Origin of the sequence: Gordonia humi, assembly GCF_014197435.1 — a bacterium.
Taxonomy (GTDB): domain Bacteria; phylum Actinomycetota; class Actinomycetes; order Mycobacteriales; family Mycobacteriaceae; genus Gordonia; species Gordonia humi.
The window spans coordinates 108,781-123,592 of the sequence record NZ_JACIFP010000001.1; the positions used below are offsets into that span (position 1 = coordinate 108,781).

Genomic DNA, 14,812 nt, shown 5'->3' on the forward strand with positions numbered 1-14,812 from the left:
GCCCTCCGGCGAATCGGATCGATCCGCCGGACGTCGGCTATGTCAGTTCGCGCCTACGCGGACGAGGCGGTCGGTGTGGAACGTCCGGCCAGATGCTCGGATCCAGTCGCGCCAAGCGCCAGAGCAGCGGCGCCGCCGCCACGATGGAAGCGATCTCCTGGGCGCTCAGCTCGTCCAGCCGCTCGGCCAGAAGCGCGTCGCGCGCTGCGATCGACGCACGCAGTCGGACCCGCCCCTCGTCGGTGATGACCACGAACACGCGTCGCCGATCATCGCCGTGATCGTCGACTCGGCGAACGAGCCGATGCCGCTCCAGCCGTTGGACCACTTCGGTCATGCTCGATACCGCCCGTTCCTGGGCTGCGGCCAGTTCGGTGACGCTCTTGGGCTCGCCGACAGAGAGCTGACTGAGCGTCTGCGCTTGGGCCGACGGCAGCGCCCGCTCGCGTCCGGCGTTGCGGAGGGTGTCGGCGAGAATCGTGATCGGCACACGGATCATCGCCGCGACAGCATCGACGGTGAGCGCGTCACCGTCTGCCTCGAGAATCACGCTGGACCTCCTCGAATGGTTCGGCATCCGAGCCATGTTTCCGCCAAATTTTTTTCGCCCCGAGCCGTTCCCCGGGGTGACGCGCATCCACGTCACCCGGGAAACGGTTCGGTCGCCGTCAGTCCTCTTCGGGCGCGACCGTCACCGTCGCTCCGTCAAGCGCCTCGCGCGCGTCCACCTGGCACGACAGTCGCGACCGGTTCGCGTCGTAGTGTTCGGACTCCTCGAGAAGCTCGAGTTCGTCCTCGCTGCGCTCGCCGAGTTCGTCGACGATGCTCTTATCGAGGAAGACGTGGCAAGTCGCGCACGACGCGGTTCCTCCGCACGAGGCGAGCACCTCGAAGTCGTTGTCGCGAAGCGTCTCCATGAGCGTCTGCCCCGGTTCCCATTCGACGCTGCGGGATGCGCCGTCACGGTCGACGACGTTGATCACGGTCTGTGTTGCGGTAGTCATGGGCTGCCTTTCGTGTGAGGTCTCGTCGTGGTCAGAGTGTTGAGGTCTGCGGGGCCGGTATCGCCTCGCCGAGCTTGATCGAGACGTCGGCCGCCGCGTCGACGTCGATCGGTGTCGCACGTGCGATCAGCTTCTTTCCAGCGGTGAAGTCGCTGAGCGATCCGACGGTGTCGAGCGCCGCCAGGCGACCGTCGCGCACGTAGAGCACCGTGCAGCGGCCGTCGGCGAATCTGCCTCGCAGAACTATCTGGTCGTCGGGACGCCGCAGCCCCGCGGTCTGCAGGCGGACCCCGTGCTGGATCGTCCAGAACCACGGAACCTCGTCCTTGCCCCTCGCCGATCCCATGATGCTGTTCGCCGCGTTCGTCGCCTGTGCCTGCGCGCTCTGGATGCTCTCCAAACGGCGGTCCACTCCGGCCTCCGCATCGACCAGACGTGTCGCGTCCCCGCACGCGTACACGTCCGGATCAGAGGTTCGCGAGTCCGCGTCGACGATGATTCCGTCACGCACGTCGAGTCCGGCGGCCTCCGCGAGGTGGTGATTCGGCACCACGCCGATACCGGCGACCACGACATCGGCGGGGTACGACGAGCCGTCTGCGGTCATCACCGACTCGACGTGTCCGTCTCCGGAGATCGCAGTGACCTCCGCGCCGAACACGAACCGGGTGCCGTGCTCGGTGTGGAGCCGTTCGAAGAACGCCGATACCGGGTGGGACGTCACTCTGCTCATCACCCGATCCGCGTACTCCAGAACCGTCGTCTCACAACCGATCACGGCAGCCGCGGCCGCGACCTCGAGGCCGATGTAACCGGCTCCGACGATCACCACTCGGCGCCCGGGCCGTAGAGCGTCCCGGAGCGCGACCGCGTCGTCGCGCGTCTTGAGAAGATGCACTCCAGTCAGCGATCCACCAGGAATCCGCAGGGCCCGAGGCGCCGATCCCGGCGCGAGGATCAGTTTGGTGTAAGCGATCGATCGACCGCCCGCGATGTGCACGAGATGAGCTCGACGGTCGATCGACTCGACCCGGCCGTGCACTCGTTCGATCGACTTGTCCGCGAAGAACTGCTCCTTCCGCAACGGCGGTATCGAAGCGTCTCCCTGTCCTTCGGCCTTGAGGAAGTCCTTGCTCAAGGGAGGGCGTTCGTACGTCTCGCCGCTCTGTTCGTCGATCACCACGACGCGACCCGGCCAGGCCGCCAACCGGACTGCGGCATGGACTCCCGCGTGACCTGCTCCGACGATCACGACGACGTCTTCGAGCATCTCGGTCTCACTTCCTTCCAGTCTGGAGTGATGGACACCACTCATGCTTGCAGTCATGGCGGTCGGCACAGTCATGACTTTCGGTGAACGAAAACGTGCACGTCAGCCTGCCGATCCATGACCGTCACGGCGCGGTTTCGGAGCGATCCACAGCCCCGTGGCACGTGCACAGACCTGCCCGCCGGCGACGATCTCGCCTTCGGCGAAGGTCTTGCGGCCCTCGGCTTCGACGACGCGGCCGACGATGCGCAGTTCTTCGAACAGGGGGACCGGACGCTCGTACGTCACGGTCAGTTCACGCGTGAAACTGATTCCCGTCGACGCGTGACGAACCGCATACCAGAGCACGTCGTCGAGCAGGACTCCGACGTAGCCCCCGTGCAGCATGTTGCGCGGGCCCTGATACTGCAACGGCAGAGTCACCCGGAACTCGCACTCGTCACCATCGCTGACATGAGTCAGCGGCGGAGCGAGTGGATTGCGTTGACTCAGCACGGGATTCGTGAACATCCGCACTCGCCCCCGATGGTCCAGCCTCGGGGGATGCACCGGAACCCGATCCCGCAGAGCGGCCGGATCCTCGAGTGCCCACTGCACGGATCGAACCTCCGCGGCGACCACGGACCGCAGGTCGTCACCGGTCTCCCGCAGGAGACCGGCGGAGAGACGGCGACACACCTCGGCGACATACTCCGCCAACGCACTGTCCTCCGACGATTCCGGGGCGGGCCGGCTATCGACATCGAGCAAGTCGCTCATCGTCACTCCTGTCACATAAAGGTCGAACCAATTGGGTAGTGCCGCCAGCCTATGCCATTCCGATTGGTATGACCAACAAACCTATTGACGTTGAGTGTGATTTAAGTCATGATCGACTGACGCCCGCACAGCCACGTCTGGCACGCCGAACAACAGCGACAGACACGCGGATCGCACAGTCGCCCGCCCCTCACACGAGAGAGACCGCCGATGCCCCAGCAGTCGCCCACACCGGCTACCGACTCCGGCCCCGCCCCTGGAATCACGATCACCGATCTGGTCAAGACGTTCGAGACCCCCGACGGCGTCGTCACCGCCGTCGACAACGTCAGCCTCCACGTTCCCGAAGGCTCGTTCTTCACCATCGTCGGACCGAGCGGATGCGGGAAGACCACGATCATCCGCATGCTCGCAGGCCTGGAGGACCCGACGTCCGGCCAGATGGACATCAGGAAGTCGTCCGACGACGGCCCTGTCACGAACTCGATGGTGTTCCAAGGCGATTCACTGTTTCCTTGGATGACGGTCTGGGACAACGCCGCATACGGCCTTCACATGCGCCACGCACCGAAGTCCGAGATCCGCGATCAGGTCGGCCACTATCTCGACAAGACCGGACTCACCCGGTTCGCGAAGGCGTACCCGCACCAGTTGTCCGGCGGAATGCGTCAACGGGTGTCCATCGCCCGCGCCTTCGCCAACGACCCGGACGTCTTCTACATGGATGAGCCGTTCTCCGCACTGGACGAGCAGAACAAGACGATTCTGCAAGAAGAGCTGCTCCGCACCTGGGAGGAGAGCCGCAAGACGGTCATCTTCATCACCCACAGCGTCGACGAGGCCGTGACTCTCGGCGACCAGGTGATGATCATGACCGGGCGTCCCGGCCGAGTGAAGCAGTTGGTGGACGTCCCGTTCGACAGGCCGCGGAGCGTTCTGGAACTACGACGGCAGCCCGAGTACGGCGAGATGATCTACGACATCTGGGGATCTCTGAAGGACGAAGTCGGCGGAGCCGCAGCATGAGCGCCCCCGCTACGCCGGCGGGTTATAGCGATCCCCGCAACACCTTGAACTTCAAGGAGTTGCGGGGATCGTGTCGTTCAATGAGTTGAAAGAGATGTTTCTTGAGACGCTGAGGTGTTCGGACATCGGGATCTCAGCCGCCGCTCGCGAGGTCGGTGTCAACCGGAACACCGCGTACGGGTGGGCGCGACGGGCCGGGATCCGTGGACGTGGGGTCAGGGGGAACGGCCCTCACCCTCGTAAGTCTGAGTACGTGCAACTACGCGCCGATGGCATGTCACAGTCAGAAGCAGCGGCCAGAGTGGGCGTCAACGTGCGCTCAGCGAGGGACTGGGACCAGGGTGTCCGGCATGTGAGTAACTCCCGTATCTATCCCGATGGCACCGTGATCGATTACAACACCGGTATGACTATGCAGGTAGAAGTTCCCGCCCTGCCAGCGGTGGAGGCCGTGCTCCATCCCCGGTATCTCTCGCTCGAGGAGCGGGAGACGATCGCTGACCTGTATCGCAGTGGCATGAGCCTGCGAGCGATCGGTCGCGTGCTGGGAAGACCTGCCTCGACGATCAAGCGTGAGCTCGATGCTCGTTCTGAGGACGGCCGCTATCAGCCCTACCTCGCCCATCGCGCCTGGGCAGCGTCGAGGTCCAGGCCGAAGTCCTCGAAGCTCGTCACCCACGTGTCGTTGCGGGAGTACGTGCAGGAGAAGCTGTCGGTGCGGTGGTCGCCGGAGCAGATCAGCCACACTCTGAGGAAGGAGTTTCCCGACGACGAGAGTATGAGAGTGAGCCCGGAGACGATCTATCAGGCGTTGTACGTCCAGGCACGCGGTGGGCTCAAGCGTGAGGTCGCGGAGACACTGCGGACCGGGAGGACACGCCGGAAGCCGCGCAAGCATCCCGGCCAGCGCATGTCCAGGTTCATCGACGAGATGGTGATGATTTCGAAGCGGCCGCCCGAGATCGAGGACCGCGCGGTGCCTGGCCATTGGGAAGGTGATCTGATCGTCGGGCCAGGCAGTGCTTCGGCGATCGTGACGCTGGTGGAGCGAACGACTCGATACGTGCTCCTGGGGCATCTGCCCGGCGGGCACACCGCCGGGGAAGTCCGTGACGTGCTCATCGGGTTGATCGGTACGCTGCCTGAGCATCTGCGGGGGTCACTGACCTGGGACCAGGGCGCCGAGATGGCAGCGCATAGGCAGTTCAGCATCGCGACTGGGGTTCCGGTCTATTTCTGTGATCCGCACTCACCCTGGCAGCGGGGCAGCAACGAGAACACAAACGGGCTTCTGCGCCAGTACTTCCCGAAGAGCACGGACCTGCGGCCGTACGGGTCTGAAGACCTTGAGCACGTCGCTCAAGAGCTCAATGGTCGTCCACGCAAAACGCTCGGCTGGGATACCCCAGCCGAGCGTCTGCGTGATCTACTGATGATGCCTTAACCATCAGGTGTTGCGAGGACCCCTAGAAACTGCCCGCCCCGTACGGGAGCACACCACGTGTCCGCCGAACCGACGAAGAAGGCACGCAGGCCACGACGGAGCATCGGTCAGCGGTTGGGATCCGAGCGCGCACTGGCCGTCCTCGCCCCGGTCGGACTACTCGTCGTCTGGGAGATCCTCGTCCGTGTCGGCATTCTGAACTCCCAGTTCTTCCCCGCACCGACCACGATCTTCGACGAGTTCCTTCGACTCGCAGGCAACGGTGCACTCCTGGACACCACCGTGATCAGTCTCCGACGACTCGCCGTCGGGTTCGTCCTCGGTGCGGTGCCCGCCGTGATCATCGGTATCGCGATGGGACTGAACCGGTGGGTGCGCAACATCGCGGACCCGCTCATCGCCGCCCTCTACCCGATCCCGAAGAGTGCGATCTTCCCGCTCCTGCTCATCATCTTCGGCCTCGGCGAATCGTCGAAGATCGCCGTCGTCGTCATCGGAGTCTTCTTTCCCGTCGTCGTGAACACCGCCGCAGGCGTCCTCGGCATCCCGAAGATCTACCACGATGTCGCGAAGAACTTCGGAGCGAGTCGGCTTCAGGTGTTCCGAACCGTCGCCCTGCCCGGTGCCACGCCCCTGATCATCGCCGGAATGAAGCTCGGCATCGGCATGGCGCTGATGTTGATCGTCATCGCCGAGATGCTCGGCGGCACCGACGGTCTCGGTTTCATGATCTGGAACTCGTGGTCGACCTTCCAAGTCGAGACCATGTATGTCGCGTTGGTCCTCATCTCCGTCCTCGGCGTCGTCCTCACCTACCTGCTGACGGAGATCGAACGTCTCCTCACCCCGTGGAACCGATCCACCCACTGATCCGTCAAATTCGTCCGAAAGGTGCCATCGATGCCATCACTCACGACGTTTCGATCGTCTCTGAAGAGACGTGTCCCTCGCCGACGCCTCGTCCGCACTGCCGGAGTCTTCATCGCCGCTGCTTCCATCGTCGGCCTGACCGCATGCGGTTCGAGCGATGACGATTCGGGAACCGTGACATTGGGACACGCGGCCGGGTTGTCGAATGCCCCCTTGTACATCGCGCTGGACCGAGGATACTTCCAAGACGAGGGCCTCACCGTCGATCTCAAGGCGTTCAAGTCCGGCGGCGACATGGTCGCACCGCTGTCCTCAGGACAGCTGGACGCCGGTACCGGAGCCCCGGGAGCCGGGTTGTTCAACGCGATCGGACGAGGCCTGGGCATCCGGCTCGTCGCAGACACCGGCCAGCTCAGAGACGGCACCAAGTACTCCTGCCTGCTCGTCGACAAGAAGTTGGTGGACAGCGGCCGGTACAAGTCCATCGCGGACCTGAAGGGCGAACGCCTCGGACTGTACGCGGACGGCACGTCGACCACCCTGTGGTTCGACAAGGCGTTGGCGTCGGCGGGACTCGAGCGCTCGGACGTCCAGGCCAACTATCTCAGCGGCCCCGATCAAGCCATCGGTCTGGAGAACGGTTCGATCGATGCGACGAACGTAGCGGAGCCTTATGCCACCAAGCTGGTCGACGAGGGAACCGCGGTCAGAGTCGCCTGCGGCGGCGACTTCTATCCAGGTCAACAGCTGGGCGCCATCATGTACGGCACCGACTTCTCCGAGAAGAACCCGGACGGAGCCGTCTCGTTCATGAAGGCCTACCTCCGCGGGGTCGCCGACTTCCGGGCGTCGGTGTCCGACGGACACATTCAAGGCGCCGATTCGGACGAGATAGTCCAGATCGTCGCCAAATACACCGAACTCGACCCCGAACTCATCGCCAAGACGTTCGTCGCGCCGGTGGACCCGAACGGCGCTCTGAACGCCGAGGGGCTCGCCGACGACATCGAGACCTACCGCAAGGCGGGACTGATCGAGAACAGCGGTCTCACGGTCGACGACGTCGTCGACACCTCCTTCGTGGAGAAGGCCGCCGCGGCGATGCCGTCCAAGTAGCAGTCGATTCGGCGACCGCGGACGGGGCGTCCCGTCCGCGGTCGTCGTGCGCACCAGAGAGGAACGCATGCGCGCGCTCACATATCGCGGACCCGGACGCGTCGAATGGACCGAGGTACCGACACCCGAACCCGATGCCGGTCAGGTGAGAATCGAAGTGACGGCCTGCGGCGTCTGCCATACCGATGTGACGTTCCGGGAGTCCCCGACACCGGCACTGCCCGTCGGCCTCACGATGGGACATGAGATCGCGGGCGTCGTCTCTGCGCTCGGCGTCGGCGTCACGTCCCTGTCCCCCGGCCAACCCGTGGTGGTGCACACGGTCTGGGCGTGCGGTACCTGTCGGAACTGTACGGCAGGGCGACAGAACGCGTGTCTGAGCACCTCGGGACGGCTCGTCTCACCACACGGACCGGGAACACGATTCGACGGAGGCATGGCGGAGTACGTCGTCGTACCCGCATCGTCCGTCGTCGCCGCCGACGGCATCGCGCCCGCCCTCGCCGCGGTGCTCCCCGATGCCGGAATCGTCCCCTACCACAGCATTCGCACGAGCCTGTCGCTCCTCGGCCCCGGCTCATCCGCGACAGTGATCGGAATCGGTGGGCTCGGGCAGTTCGCCGTCTCGATTCTGCGAGCGACGACGGCCACCCGAATCATCGCGGTCGACGTCCGGCGGCAAGCGCTCGCCGCGGTCGCCGACGAGGTCGATGCGGCAGTCGACGCCCGCGACCCCGACGCGATCGAACAGGTGCTCGCCCACGCCGGCGGACACGGGCCGGACGTGGTGCTCGACTTCGTCGGGAGCACCGAGACGCTCCGCATGGCGACGTCCTCCGTCGCGCCCTACGGTGCGATTCACGTCCCGGGTCAAGCAGGCGGAGTGTTCGAGTTCGAGACCGTTCGCACGACGGCCTCGATCCCTCGAGGGGCGACGATCGACCGGCCGTACTCGGGAACGCGCCGGGACCTCGTCGACGTCGTCGCGCTGGCGCGGAACGGTCTCGTCGGCGTCGACGTCACTCCGTACCCGTTCCACCGTGCGCTGGACGCCTACGACGATCTCCACGCGGGTCGGATCATCGGTCGCGCCGTCGTGGTCCGGTGAGCACCGGGGCCCCGTCGATCGAAGGAGATGTGTCCATGGCACGCGTGTGGCTTCTCGCGATGACCGTCGCGACCGGTGTCCTGCTGTCATTGCAGGCACGAATCAACACGTTCCTCGCGCACGATCTGGGCAGCGGTCTCGGTGCCGGCGCACTCGTCTTCTTCTTCGGCCTGCTCACCACCCTGGTCGTGACCTCTGTGGTTCCCGCCGCGCGTCGAAGCGTCCGATCCTCGTGGGACATGCTGCGCCGACGCGAACTGCCTCGCTATCTGCTGCTGGGCGGACCGATCGGCATCATCGTCATTCAGGCCCAGATCGCCGAGGTACCGGTGGTCGGAGTCGCGCTGTTCGCGATGTCGTTCATCGTCGGGCAGATGATGTCGGGCGCGGTGATCGACTACTTCGGGTGGTCGGTCGGCGTTCGCCGCAGACTCAGCGCGGTCGGCGCCGTCTCCCTGCTGTTCGCACTGGCGGGGGTGACCGTCTCGAGCCTGCCGGGTCTGAAGACGAGCGGCTCCGGCGTGTGGCTCGCATGCGCCGTCGCCTTCATCGCGGGCGGCGCCGTCGGCGTTCAGATGGCGTTCAACGGCGCCATCACCGCCGCCGTGGGACGGCCCGAAGCCGCGGGCGTCGCGACGTACGTCTTCGGCACTCTGATGTACGTCGCACTCATCGCCGTGACATCCGCCGTCGACGACGGAGCCACCCTGGCTTCGTACACTCATGTGCGCTGGTGGTACTGCGCACTCGGCGTGATCGGACCGACGGTCGTGCTGGCCGGCGCGGCTCTCGTCCGCCGCATCGGCGTTCTCTTGTTCGCGGTAGGGGTGGTCGCCGGACAACTCGCGGGTTCGCTCGTGCTGGACGCCGTATGGCCCGCGGCCGCGGGCACGCTGTCCTGGCTCACCCTCCTCGGAGCGGTCATGGCCGGTGTCGCCCTCGTCTGCCTGCAGCGGTGGGGACAGCGCACGGTCGTCGACGAATCGGACCCGTCGATCTCCGGATCCGTCGTCAGCTGCGAACGCTAGCCCATCGAATAGGGACCAGGGCGTACTAGGGCGCAGGGCGGTCGATGCCCACGTTCGTAGCGGGCCCGTCGAGCGCGTTCGCCACTCCGGCGACGTGCGATGGCGCGACCGCTGCGCGTCGATCAGCCACGTCGGTGACACGATGGCGGCCGTGGACGCGGCGACGGTCCGCAGGACCGCCGCCGCGTCCACGATCGACCGCCGTCACAATCCGAGTTGTGCGGCCGCCAGTTCCCGGTGGTGATCGGGAGTGCCGAAGAGGACCTCGTTGCTCTTGGCCCGCCGGAAGTACAGGTGTGCGAGATGCTCCCACGTGAAGCCGATGCCGCCGTGCACCTGAATCGTGTCGTAGGCGGCGCCGACGAATGTCTCGGCGGTCAGCGCGTGCGCCATCGCGGCCTCTCGCGGAAGCAGCGGATCGTCGTCAGCCGCCGCGCGCGCCACCCGATACGCTGCCGCGCGGGAGAGCTCGACGTTCAGCAGAAGGTCGGCGAGCTTCTGCTTGACGGCCTGATAGCCGCCGATCACCTGACCGAATTGTTCTCGGGTCCGGGCGTAGTCGGCCGAGACCTCGAGCAGCCGGAGCGCGGCGCCCGCATTCTCCGAGGCCAGCGCGACCGACGTCATACGCAGCATATGGCTCACGTACTCCCATCCCGAGCCGTCGTCGCCGACGAGCTCCGCGGGCACGCGATCGAGAGCGACCAGTGCCTGTCGACGGGTGAGGTCGAGGGTGTCGACCCGCTCCACCCGGACCCCCTGAGACCTCGGATCCACGGCGAACACCGACACGCCAGCCGCGGTCCTGGCCGCCACCAGTAGGACGTCTGCGGTCTCCGCGTCGATCACGTTCGACTTGAGCCCGCTGATCTGCCACGAGTCGCCCGAATGTTCCGCGGTCGCCTGGACTCCGTTCGGCTCCCACTCCGCAGAGGCCTCCAGCACCGCGACGGCCGCGCATGTGCGGCCGGCAGCGATCCGCGCGAGCAGATCCGCCGTGTACGGCGTGTCGCCGACGGCCAGAAGAAGGTTGGCCGACAGCACGACCGTCGCCAGGAACGGGGTGGGCGCGAGTGCCCGACCGAGCTCTTCCATGACGATCGCGGCCTCCACCTGTGTGAATCCGGAACCGCCGAACTCGTCGGGGATCGCCAAGGACTGCAGGCCGAGTTGTTCGGCCATCTGGGACCAGACGCTACGGTCGAAGCCCTCGTCCGAATCGACGAGGGCACGGATCTGCTCTTCGGCGAACTTCTCCTCGCAGAACCGCCGAACGGTCATCCGCAGCTCCGTCTGTTCGGGGGTGAAGACCGATGCCATGACTACTTCCTTTCTCGGCTCCTGGACGGAGACCGGGCTCTGACTCGTTGTATCGGCCGTCGGGACCGAGAGGGATCTACACCGTCTCCGAGAACACACCGGGGACCTCGAAATCGAAGACGCCGGCGTCGAACGAGTCGTACGACGGGTAGTCCACGAGTTCATACAGCCGTGCACGGGTGAGCATTTCGGGCACCTGCGACTCCTGCGTGCCCGCCGCCACGAGTTCGTCCAGCGTGCGCTCGGCCGCCCCCATGGCACTCCGCAGAAGGGTCACCGGGTAGATGATCATGTCGACGCCGACGGACGCCAGTTCGTCGACGGTGAACAACCTGCTCTTCCCGAACTCGGTCATGTTCGCGAGGATCGGTACGTCGACGGCCGCCCGGACCGCGGCGAACTCGTCGAGGGTGGCCATCGCTTCGGGGAAGATCGCGTCGGCGCCCGCGTCGACGAGTGACTTCGCGCGATCGACCGCCGCCGCCAGTCCTGCTTCACCGTCACCGTTCGCACGTGCGTCCGTCCGGGCCATGATGAGGAAGTTCCCGTCGCGACGTGCGTCCACCGCGGCCCTGATCCGTTTGACGGCCACGTCGAGCCCGACGACGGCCTTCCCGTCGAGGTGTCCGCAACGCTTCGGATTGACCTGGTCCTCGATGTGACATCCGGCCAGGCCGGCGTTCTCGAGTTCCTGCACCGTCCGAGCGACGTTCATCGCCTCACCGAATCCGGTGTCGGCGTCGACGATCGCCGGGAGATCGGTCATCCGGGCGATCTGCCCGGCCCGGGTCGCGACCTCGGTGAGCGTGGTCAGTCCGATGTCGGGCAGACCCAGATCATTGGCGAGCACCGCACCGGAGATGTAGACCCCGGGGAAGCCCTTCTCCTCGATGAGACGAGCCGACAGCGGATTGAAGGCGCCCGGGAACCGCGCGATCTGATCGCCCGCGAGGGTCTCCCGCAGGCGCTTCCGCTTCTGTTCGGGGGTGGTCTGTGAATAGAGCATGTGCAGAGCCTTTCTGTTACCGGACCATGCCGATGCCGCCGTTGACCGAGATGGTCTGCCCGGTGATGAATCGTGAACCGTCGCCTGCGAGGAACACCATCACGGGAGCGAGGTCGCGATCGGAGTCACCGAGGTCACCGCCGAGCGGGACCTTGGAGTACACGCCGGCACGGCCGTCCTGTCGGCCGGCGTCCGTCATCGGTGTGCGCATGGCGGGCACCACCACATTGGCGCGGATGCCGTGCGGACCGAACTCGAGGGCGATCGTCCGCGTCCACGCGTGCACCGCCCCCTTGGTCGCCGAGTACCCGGCCAGCCCGCGGATCGCGGTCATGCCCGCATCGGAGCCGAAGTTGATGATGTGACCCGATCCCGCGGGCTTCATCGCGGTGAACGCCGCCTGATTGGTGTACAGGGTTCCGCGCAGGTTGACTCCGAGTAGGAAGTCGAAATCGGCCTCCGTGAGTTCTTCGGCCGGCCGGGCACGTTGCACACCGGCCACATTCACCAGGACGTCGAGCCCTCCGAGCCGGTCGGCGGATTCGGCCACAGCGGTGAACACCGCGGCGCGATCGGACACGTCGACGGCGGAGAATCGGATGCGCGACCCGGTCTCGGCGGCGATCTCGTCGGCGACCGCACGTCCCCGATCCTCCTTGAGATCCATCGACACCACACTCGCACCTTCGCGGGCGAACGCACGCACGATGGACTCACCCATGCCCTGGGCCCCGCCGGTCACGACGATCCGTCGGCCGGCCAGCTGCCCGAGACTCTTCTGTTCGCTCATGCTCGCTCCTGCGGGTTCGCCGTTGCGGCGATCTGTTCGACGATCAGGCTCGCCAGTTCCGCGGGCTGTCGGCGATGCCCGATGTGGCCGGCCCCTTCGATCGTGGCGAGACGACCGTTCGGCACCGACCGAGCGAGCACTCGCGCACCGTTCACATGCCGGTCGTCGGTCAGGCTGCCGTGAACTGCCAGCACCGGCACCGCGATCTGAGCGAACTCGAACACCGGTCCGCGGTTCTGGGCGTCGCTCAGCTCCGTCGCCCAAGCGGGACCGCAGGTCAGCAGGCCGTCCCGCTGCGTGTCGGTCAACGCGGCCCACCGCTCGTCACCCATGTGAGCGCGCAGGAATCGCGTGGCCGCCGCCGTGACCTGCGGTATGTCGTTCACATCAGCGGGAAGTCCGACGGGCGGCCACCACGGCAGCCAGGGCATCGGGGTCTCGTATGCGACCAGTCCGCGGAAGACACTCGGGTCTCGTTGCGCCGCGGCGAGAGCCACCAGACCACCGAGGCTGTGCGCCATCACGACGGACGGGCGGCCGTCGAGTATCGACAGCAGGTCGTCCGCGTGCTCGGCGATGCGATTCGGCATGCGGCCGTCGAGATGCGAGTCCCCGTAACCTCGCCGGTCATACGTGATCGTGTCGACGTCCGTCAGGCTCGCCACGAGGCGGGAGAAGCTGCCGCCGGTGTCCATGGCGCCATGAACCAGAACCACGCGCGGTGCGTCGTCTCTGCCGACTGTAGTCCGACGAACGGCGATACCGTCGAGAGTGAGGTCCGGCGAGATCATCCGCGCCGTCCGTCTCGCGGCTGTCCCAGGACCTTCTCCGCGAGGGAGTTGCGCACGATCTCATCGGTACCGGCGAAGATGTGCACTCCCGGCTCGCCGAGCACGAGGCTGTTCCAGCTGAACGTTCCCCATTCTCCGTTGTCCGCGGCCAGTTTCGGGCCGAGAACCTGTGTCGCGAGATTCGCGGCACGCCGAAGATTGAAGCTCAGAGCGAGCTTGCTCGCCAGCGGTGTCGGATCGGAGCGGTACGCCTTCGCCCCTCCTTTGTCCGACCCGTTCGAGGTCAGTTGGCGAGTGGCCCAGAACCCGGTCATCGTCTTCACCAGCTGCTGTCGGACCAGTGGATCGTCCTGCTTGCCCATCTCCCGCACGAGGGCGATGAGTCGGGACCCGTTCGCCAGGCCCGAACCCGATCGACTCAGGCCCGACCCGATGCCCGCTCGCTCGCGCGCGAGGATCTCGCTCACGACGTCCCACCCCTGCCCGACCTCGCCGAGCAGGTACTCGTCGGGTACGAACGCGTCGTCGAGGTACACCTCGTTGAACGCCGCCCCACCGGTCATCTGCCGCAAGGGCACCACTTCGACACCCTCTTGGTGCATGTCGAGGACGAACGCGGTGAACGCCCGACGCCCGGGCTCGTTCGACGTCCGAGTGAACACGACGCCGATGTCGGCGAGATGCGCGTCCGACGTCCACACCTTCTGCCCGTTGAGCTTCCAGCCACCGTCTACACGGGTCGCGCGAGTACGGGCGGAGAACATGTCCGACCCGGCGTCGGGCTCCGAGAACAGCTCACAGGCGACCAGCTCGCCCTGCTGCATCCGGACCGGAATCGTCGTCCGGACGCTCTCGGTGGCGCGTGCGAGAAGGACCGGACCGAGAACGTGGTCGAGCTTGAAATAGGTGTCACTGGGTGTCTCGTAGCCGGCCTCGACACGGCGGTACGCGCGAAGGTGCTTACCGGACAGCCCGGCGCCCCCGTGCTCCACCGGACCGTCGATCCAGCCGAATCCCGCATCGAAACGCACTCGGCGCCAGCGCCGAGCATCATCGAGTCGTACGCGCTCCTCTTCGGAGTCGGGCTCTTCCCAGAGCTTCACTCCGGAGTCCTCGCCGACGCCCCACTCGAACGCGGTGCGCGCCTGCCGCTTGGCGAGGTGCTCGTCGAGAAATGCGGTGGCACGCTCGACGAATGCCTCCAGGCTCTCCTGGTTCCCTGCATCGGCAGTGTCCGCCATGGTCATTCCTTTCTGAAGTGCCGGCGACCACGCGGGTGC

At 66.1% G+C, this 14,812-nt stretch carries 15 protein-coding genes; 6 read left to right on the forward strand and 9 right to left on the reverse strand.

The window, feature by feature from the left end:
• Positions 1 to 37: 37 nt before the first annotated feature.
• The 4 genes from BKA16_RS00470 to BKA16_RS00485 form a co-directional block, all read right to left on the reverse strand.
• On the reverse strand, positions 38 to 550 hold the full coding sequence (locus BKA16_RS00470; RefSeq protein WP_183368723.1) for a MarR family transcriptional regulator: 513 nt from the start codon (positions 548 to 550) through the stop codon (positions 38 to 40).
• Positions 551 to 668: 118 nt separating this feature from the next.
• Positions 669 to 1,004, reverse strand: a complete 336-nt coding sequence (locus tag BKA16_RS00475; RefSeq protein WP_183368724.1) for a 2Fe-2S iron-sulfur cluster-binding protein — start codon at positions 1,002 to 1,004, stop codon at positions 669 to 671.
• A 31-nt stretch (positions 1,005 to 1,035) separates the two neighbouring features.
• Complete coding sequence (locus tag BKA16_RS00480) at positions 1,036 to 2,274, reverse strand: NAD(P)/FAD-dependent oxidoreductase (RefSeq protein ID WP_183368725.1); 1,239 nt, start codon at positions 2,272 to 2,274, stop codon at positions 1,036 to 1,038.
• Between the two features lie 102 nt (positions 2,275 to 2,376).
• The gene (locus BKA16_RS00485; RefSeq protein ID WP_183368726.1) at positions 2,377 to 3,033 is read right to left on the reverse strand and encodes a PaaI family thioesterase; all 657 of its coding nucleotides are present in this window, start codon (positions 3,031 to 3,033) and stop codon (positions 2,377 to 2,379) included.
• Between the two features lie 210 nt (positions 3,034 to 3,243).
• Between BKA16_RS00485 and BKA16_RS00490 the strand changes: the two genes are divergently transcribed.
• The 6 genes from BKA16_RS00490 to BKA16_RS00515 all read left to right on the forward strand — a co-directional run bounded on the left by BKA16_RS00490 (position 3,244) and on the right by BKA16_RS00515 (position 9,625).
• Complete coding sequence (locus BKA16_RS00490; RefSeq protein ID WP_183368727.1) at positions 3,244 to 4,059, forward strand: ABC transporter ATP-binding protein; 816 nt, start codon at positions 3,244 to 3,246, stop codon at positions 4,057 to 4,059.
• A 274-nt stretch (positions 4,060 to 4,333) separates the two neighbouring features.
• Positions 4,334 to 5,503, forward strand: a complete 1,170-nt coding sequence (locus BKA16_RS00495) for an IS30 family transposase (RefSeq protein ID WP_183368662.1) — start codon at positions 4,334 to 4,336, stop codon at positions 5,501 to 5,503.
• 57 nt (positions 5,504 to 5,560) lie between these two features.
• Positions 5,561 to 6,373, forward strand: a complete 813-nt coding sequence (locus BKA16_RS23720) for an ABC transporter permease subunit (protein ID WP_221246707.1) — start codon at positions 5,561 to 5,563, stop codon at positions 6,371 to 6,373.
• A gap of 174 nt (positions 6,374 to 6,547) precedes the next feature.
• The gene (locus BKA16_RS00505; protein WP_183368728.1) at positions 6,548 to 7,489 is read left to right on the forward strand and encodes an ABC transporter substrate-binding protein; all 942 of its coding nucleotides are present in this window, start codon (positions 6,548 to 6,550) and stop codon (positions 7,487 to 7,489) included.
• Positions 7,490 to 7,556: 67 nt separating this feature from the next.
• The gene (locus BKA16_RS00510; protein WP_183368729.1) at positions 7,557 to 8,597 is read left to right on the forward strand and encodes an alcohol dehydrogenase catalytic domain-containing protein; all 1,041 of its coding nucleotides are present in this window, start codon (positions 7,557 to 7,559) and stop codon (positions 8,595 to 8,597) included.
• A 35-nt stretch (positions 8,598 to 8,632) separates the two neighbouring features.
• Positions 8,633 to 9,625 (forward strand): DMT family transporter, encoded by a 993-nt coding sequence (locus tag BKA16_RS00515; RefSeq protein ID WP_183368730.1) that lies wholly within the window; start codon positions 8,633 to 8,635, stop codon positions 9,623 to 9,625.
• 204 nt (positions 9,626 to 9,829) lie between these two features.
• On the opposite strand, the gene BKA16_RS00520 is transcribed toward BKA16_RS00515, so the two are convergent.
• The 5 genes from BKA16_RS00520 to BKA16_RS00540 all read right to left on the reverse strand — a co-directional run bounded on the left by BKA16_RS00520 (position 9,830) and on the right by BKA16_RS00540 (position 14,773).
• Entirely contained in the window at positions 9,830 to 10,945 is a 1,116-nt protein-coding gene (locus BKA16_RS00520; protein ID WP_183368731.1) for an acyl-CoA dehydrogenase family protein, read from the reverse strand.
• A 76-nt stretch (positions 10,946 to 11,021) separates the two neighbouring features.
• Positions 11,022 to 11,951 (reverse strand): methylisocitrate lyase, encoded by a 930-nt coding sequence (gene prpB, locus BKA16_RS00525; RefSeq protein WP_183368732.1) that lies wholly within the window; start codon positions 11,949 to 11,951, stop codon positions 11,022 to 11,024.
• 16 nt (positions 11,952 to 11,967) lie between these two features.
• Positions 11,968 to 12,741 (reverse strand): SDR family NAD(P)-dependent oxidoreductase, encoded by a 774-nt coding sequence (locus tag BKA16_RS00530; RefSeq protein WP_183368733.1) that lies wholly within the window; start codon positions 12,739 to 12,741, stop codon positions 11,968 to 11,970.
• Positions 12,738 to 13,457 carry an alpha/beta fold hydrolase gene (locus tag BKA16_RS00535; RefSeq protein WP_183368734.1) on the reverse strand — a complete coding sequence of 240 codons (720 nt, stop codon included), beginning with the start codon at positions 13,455 to 13,457 and terminating at the stop codon, positions 12,738 to 12,740. The genes BKA16_RS00530 and BKA16_RS00535 overlap by 4 nt, the downstream gene beginning before the upstream one ends.
• A gap of 71 nt (positions 13,458 to 13,528) precedes the next feature.
• Positions 13,529 to 14,773, reverse strand: a complete 1,245-nt coding sequence (locus BKA16_RS00540) for an acyl-CoA dehydrogenase family protein (RefSeq protein WP_183368735.1) — start codon at positions 14,771 to 14,773, stop codon at positions 13,529 to 13,531.
• Positions 14,774 to 14,812 lie beyond the last annotated feature (39 nt).

Bases quoted from the DNA above. Each gene is read 5' to 3' on its own strand.
- BKA16_RS00475 (WP_183368724.1), bottom strand. From the start codon at position 1,004: ATGACTACCGCAACACAGACCGTGATCAACGTCGTCGACCGTGACGGC.
- BKA16_RS00480 (WP_183368725.1), bottom strand. From the start codon at position 2,274: ATGCTCGAAGACGTCGTCGTGATCGTCGGAGCAGGTCACGCGGGAGTC.
- BKA16_RS00485 (WP_183368726.1), bottom strand. From the start codon at position 3,033: ATGAGCGACTTGCTCGATGTCGATAGCCGGCCCGCCCCGGAATCGTCG.
- BKA16_RS00490 (WP_183368727.1), top strand. From the start codon at position 3,244: ATGCCCCAGCAGTCGCCCACACCGGCTACCGACTCCGGCCCCGCCCCT.
- BKA16_RS00495 (WP_183368662.1), top strand. From the start codon at position 4,334: ATGTCACAGTCAGAAGCAGCGGCCAGAGTGGGCGTCAACGTGCGCTCA.
- BKA16_RS00510 (WP_183368729.1), top strand. From the start codon at position 7,557: ATGCGCGCGCTCACATATCGCGGACCCGGACGCGTCGAATGGACCGAG.
- BKA16_RS00515 (WP_183368730.1), top strand. From the start codon at position 8,633: ATGGCACGCGTGTGGCTTCTCGCGATGACCGTCGCGACCGGTGTCCTG.
- BKA16_RS00520 (WP_183368731.1), bottom strand. From the start codon at position 10,945: ATGGCATCGGTCTTCACCCCCGAACAGACGGAGCTGCGGATGACCGTT.
- prpB (WP_183368732.1), bottom strand. From the start codon at position 11,951: ATGCTCTATTCACAGACCACCCCCGAACAGAAGCGGAAGCGCCTGCGG.
- BKA16_RS00530 (WP_183368733.1), bottom strand. From the start codon at position 12,741: ATGAGCGAACAGAAGAGTCTCGGGCAGCTGGCCGGCCGACGGATCGTC.
- BKA16_RS00540 (WP_183368735.1), bottom strand. From the start codon at position 14,773: ATGGCGGACACTGCCGATGCAGGGAACCAGGAGAGCCTGGAGGCATTC.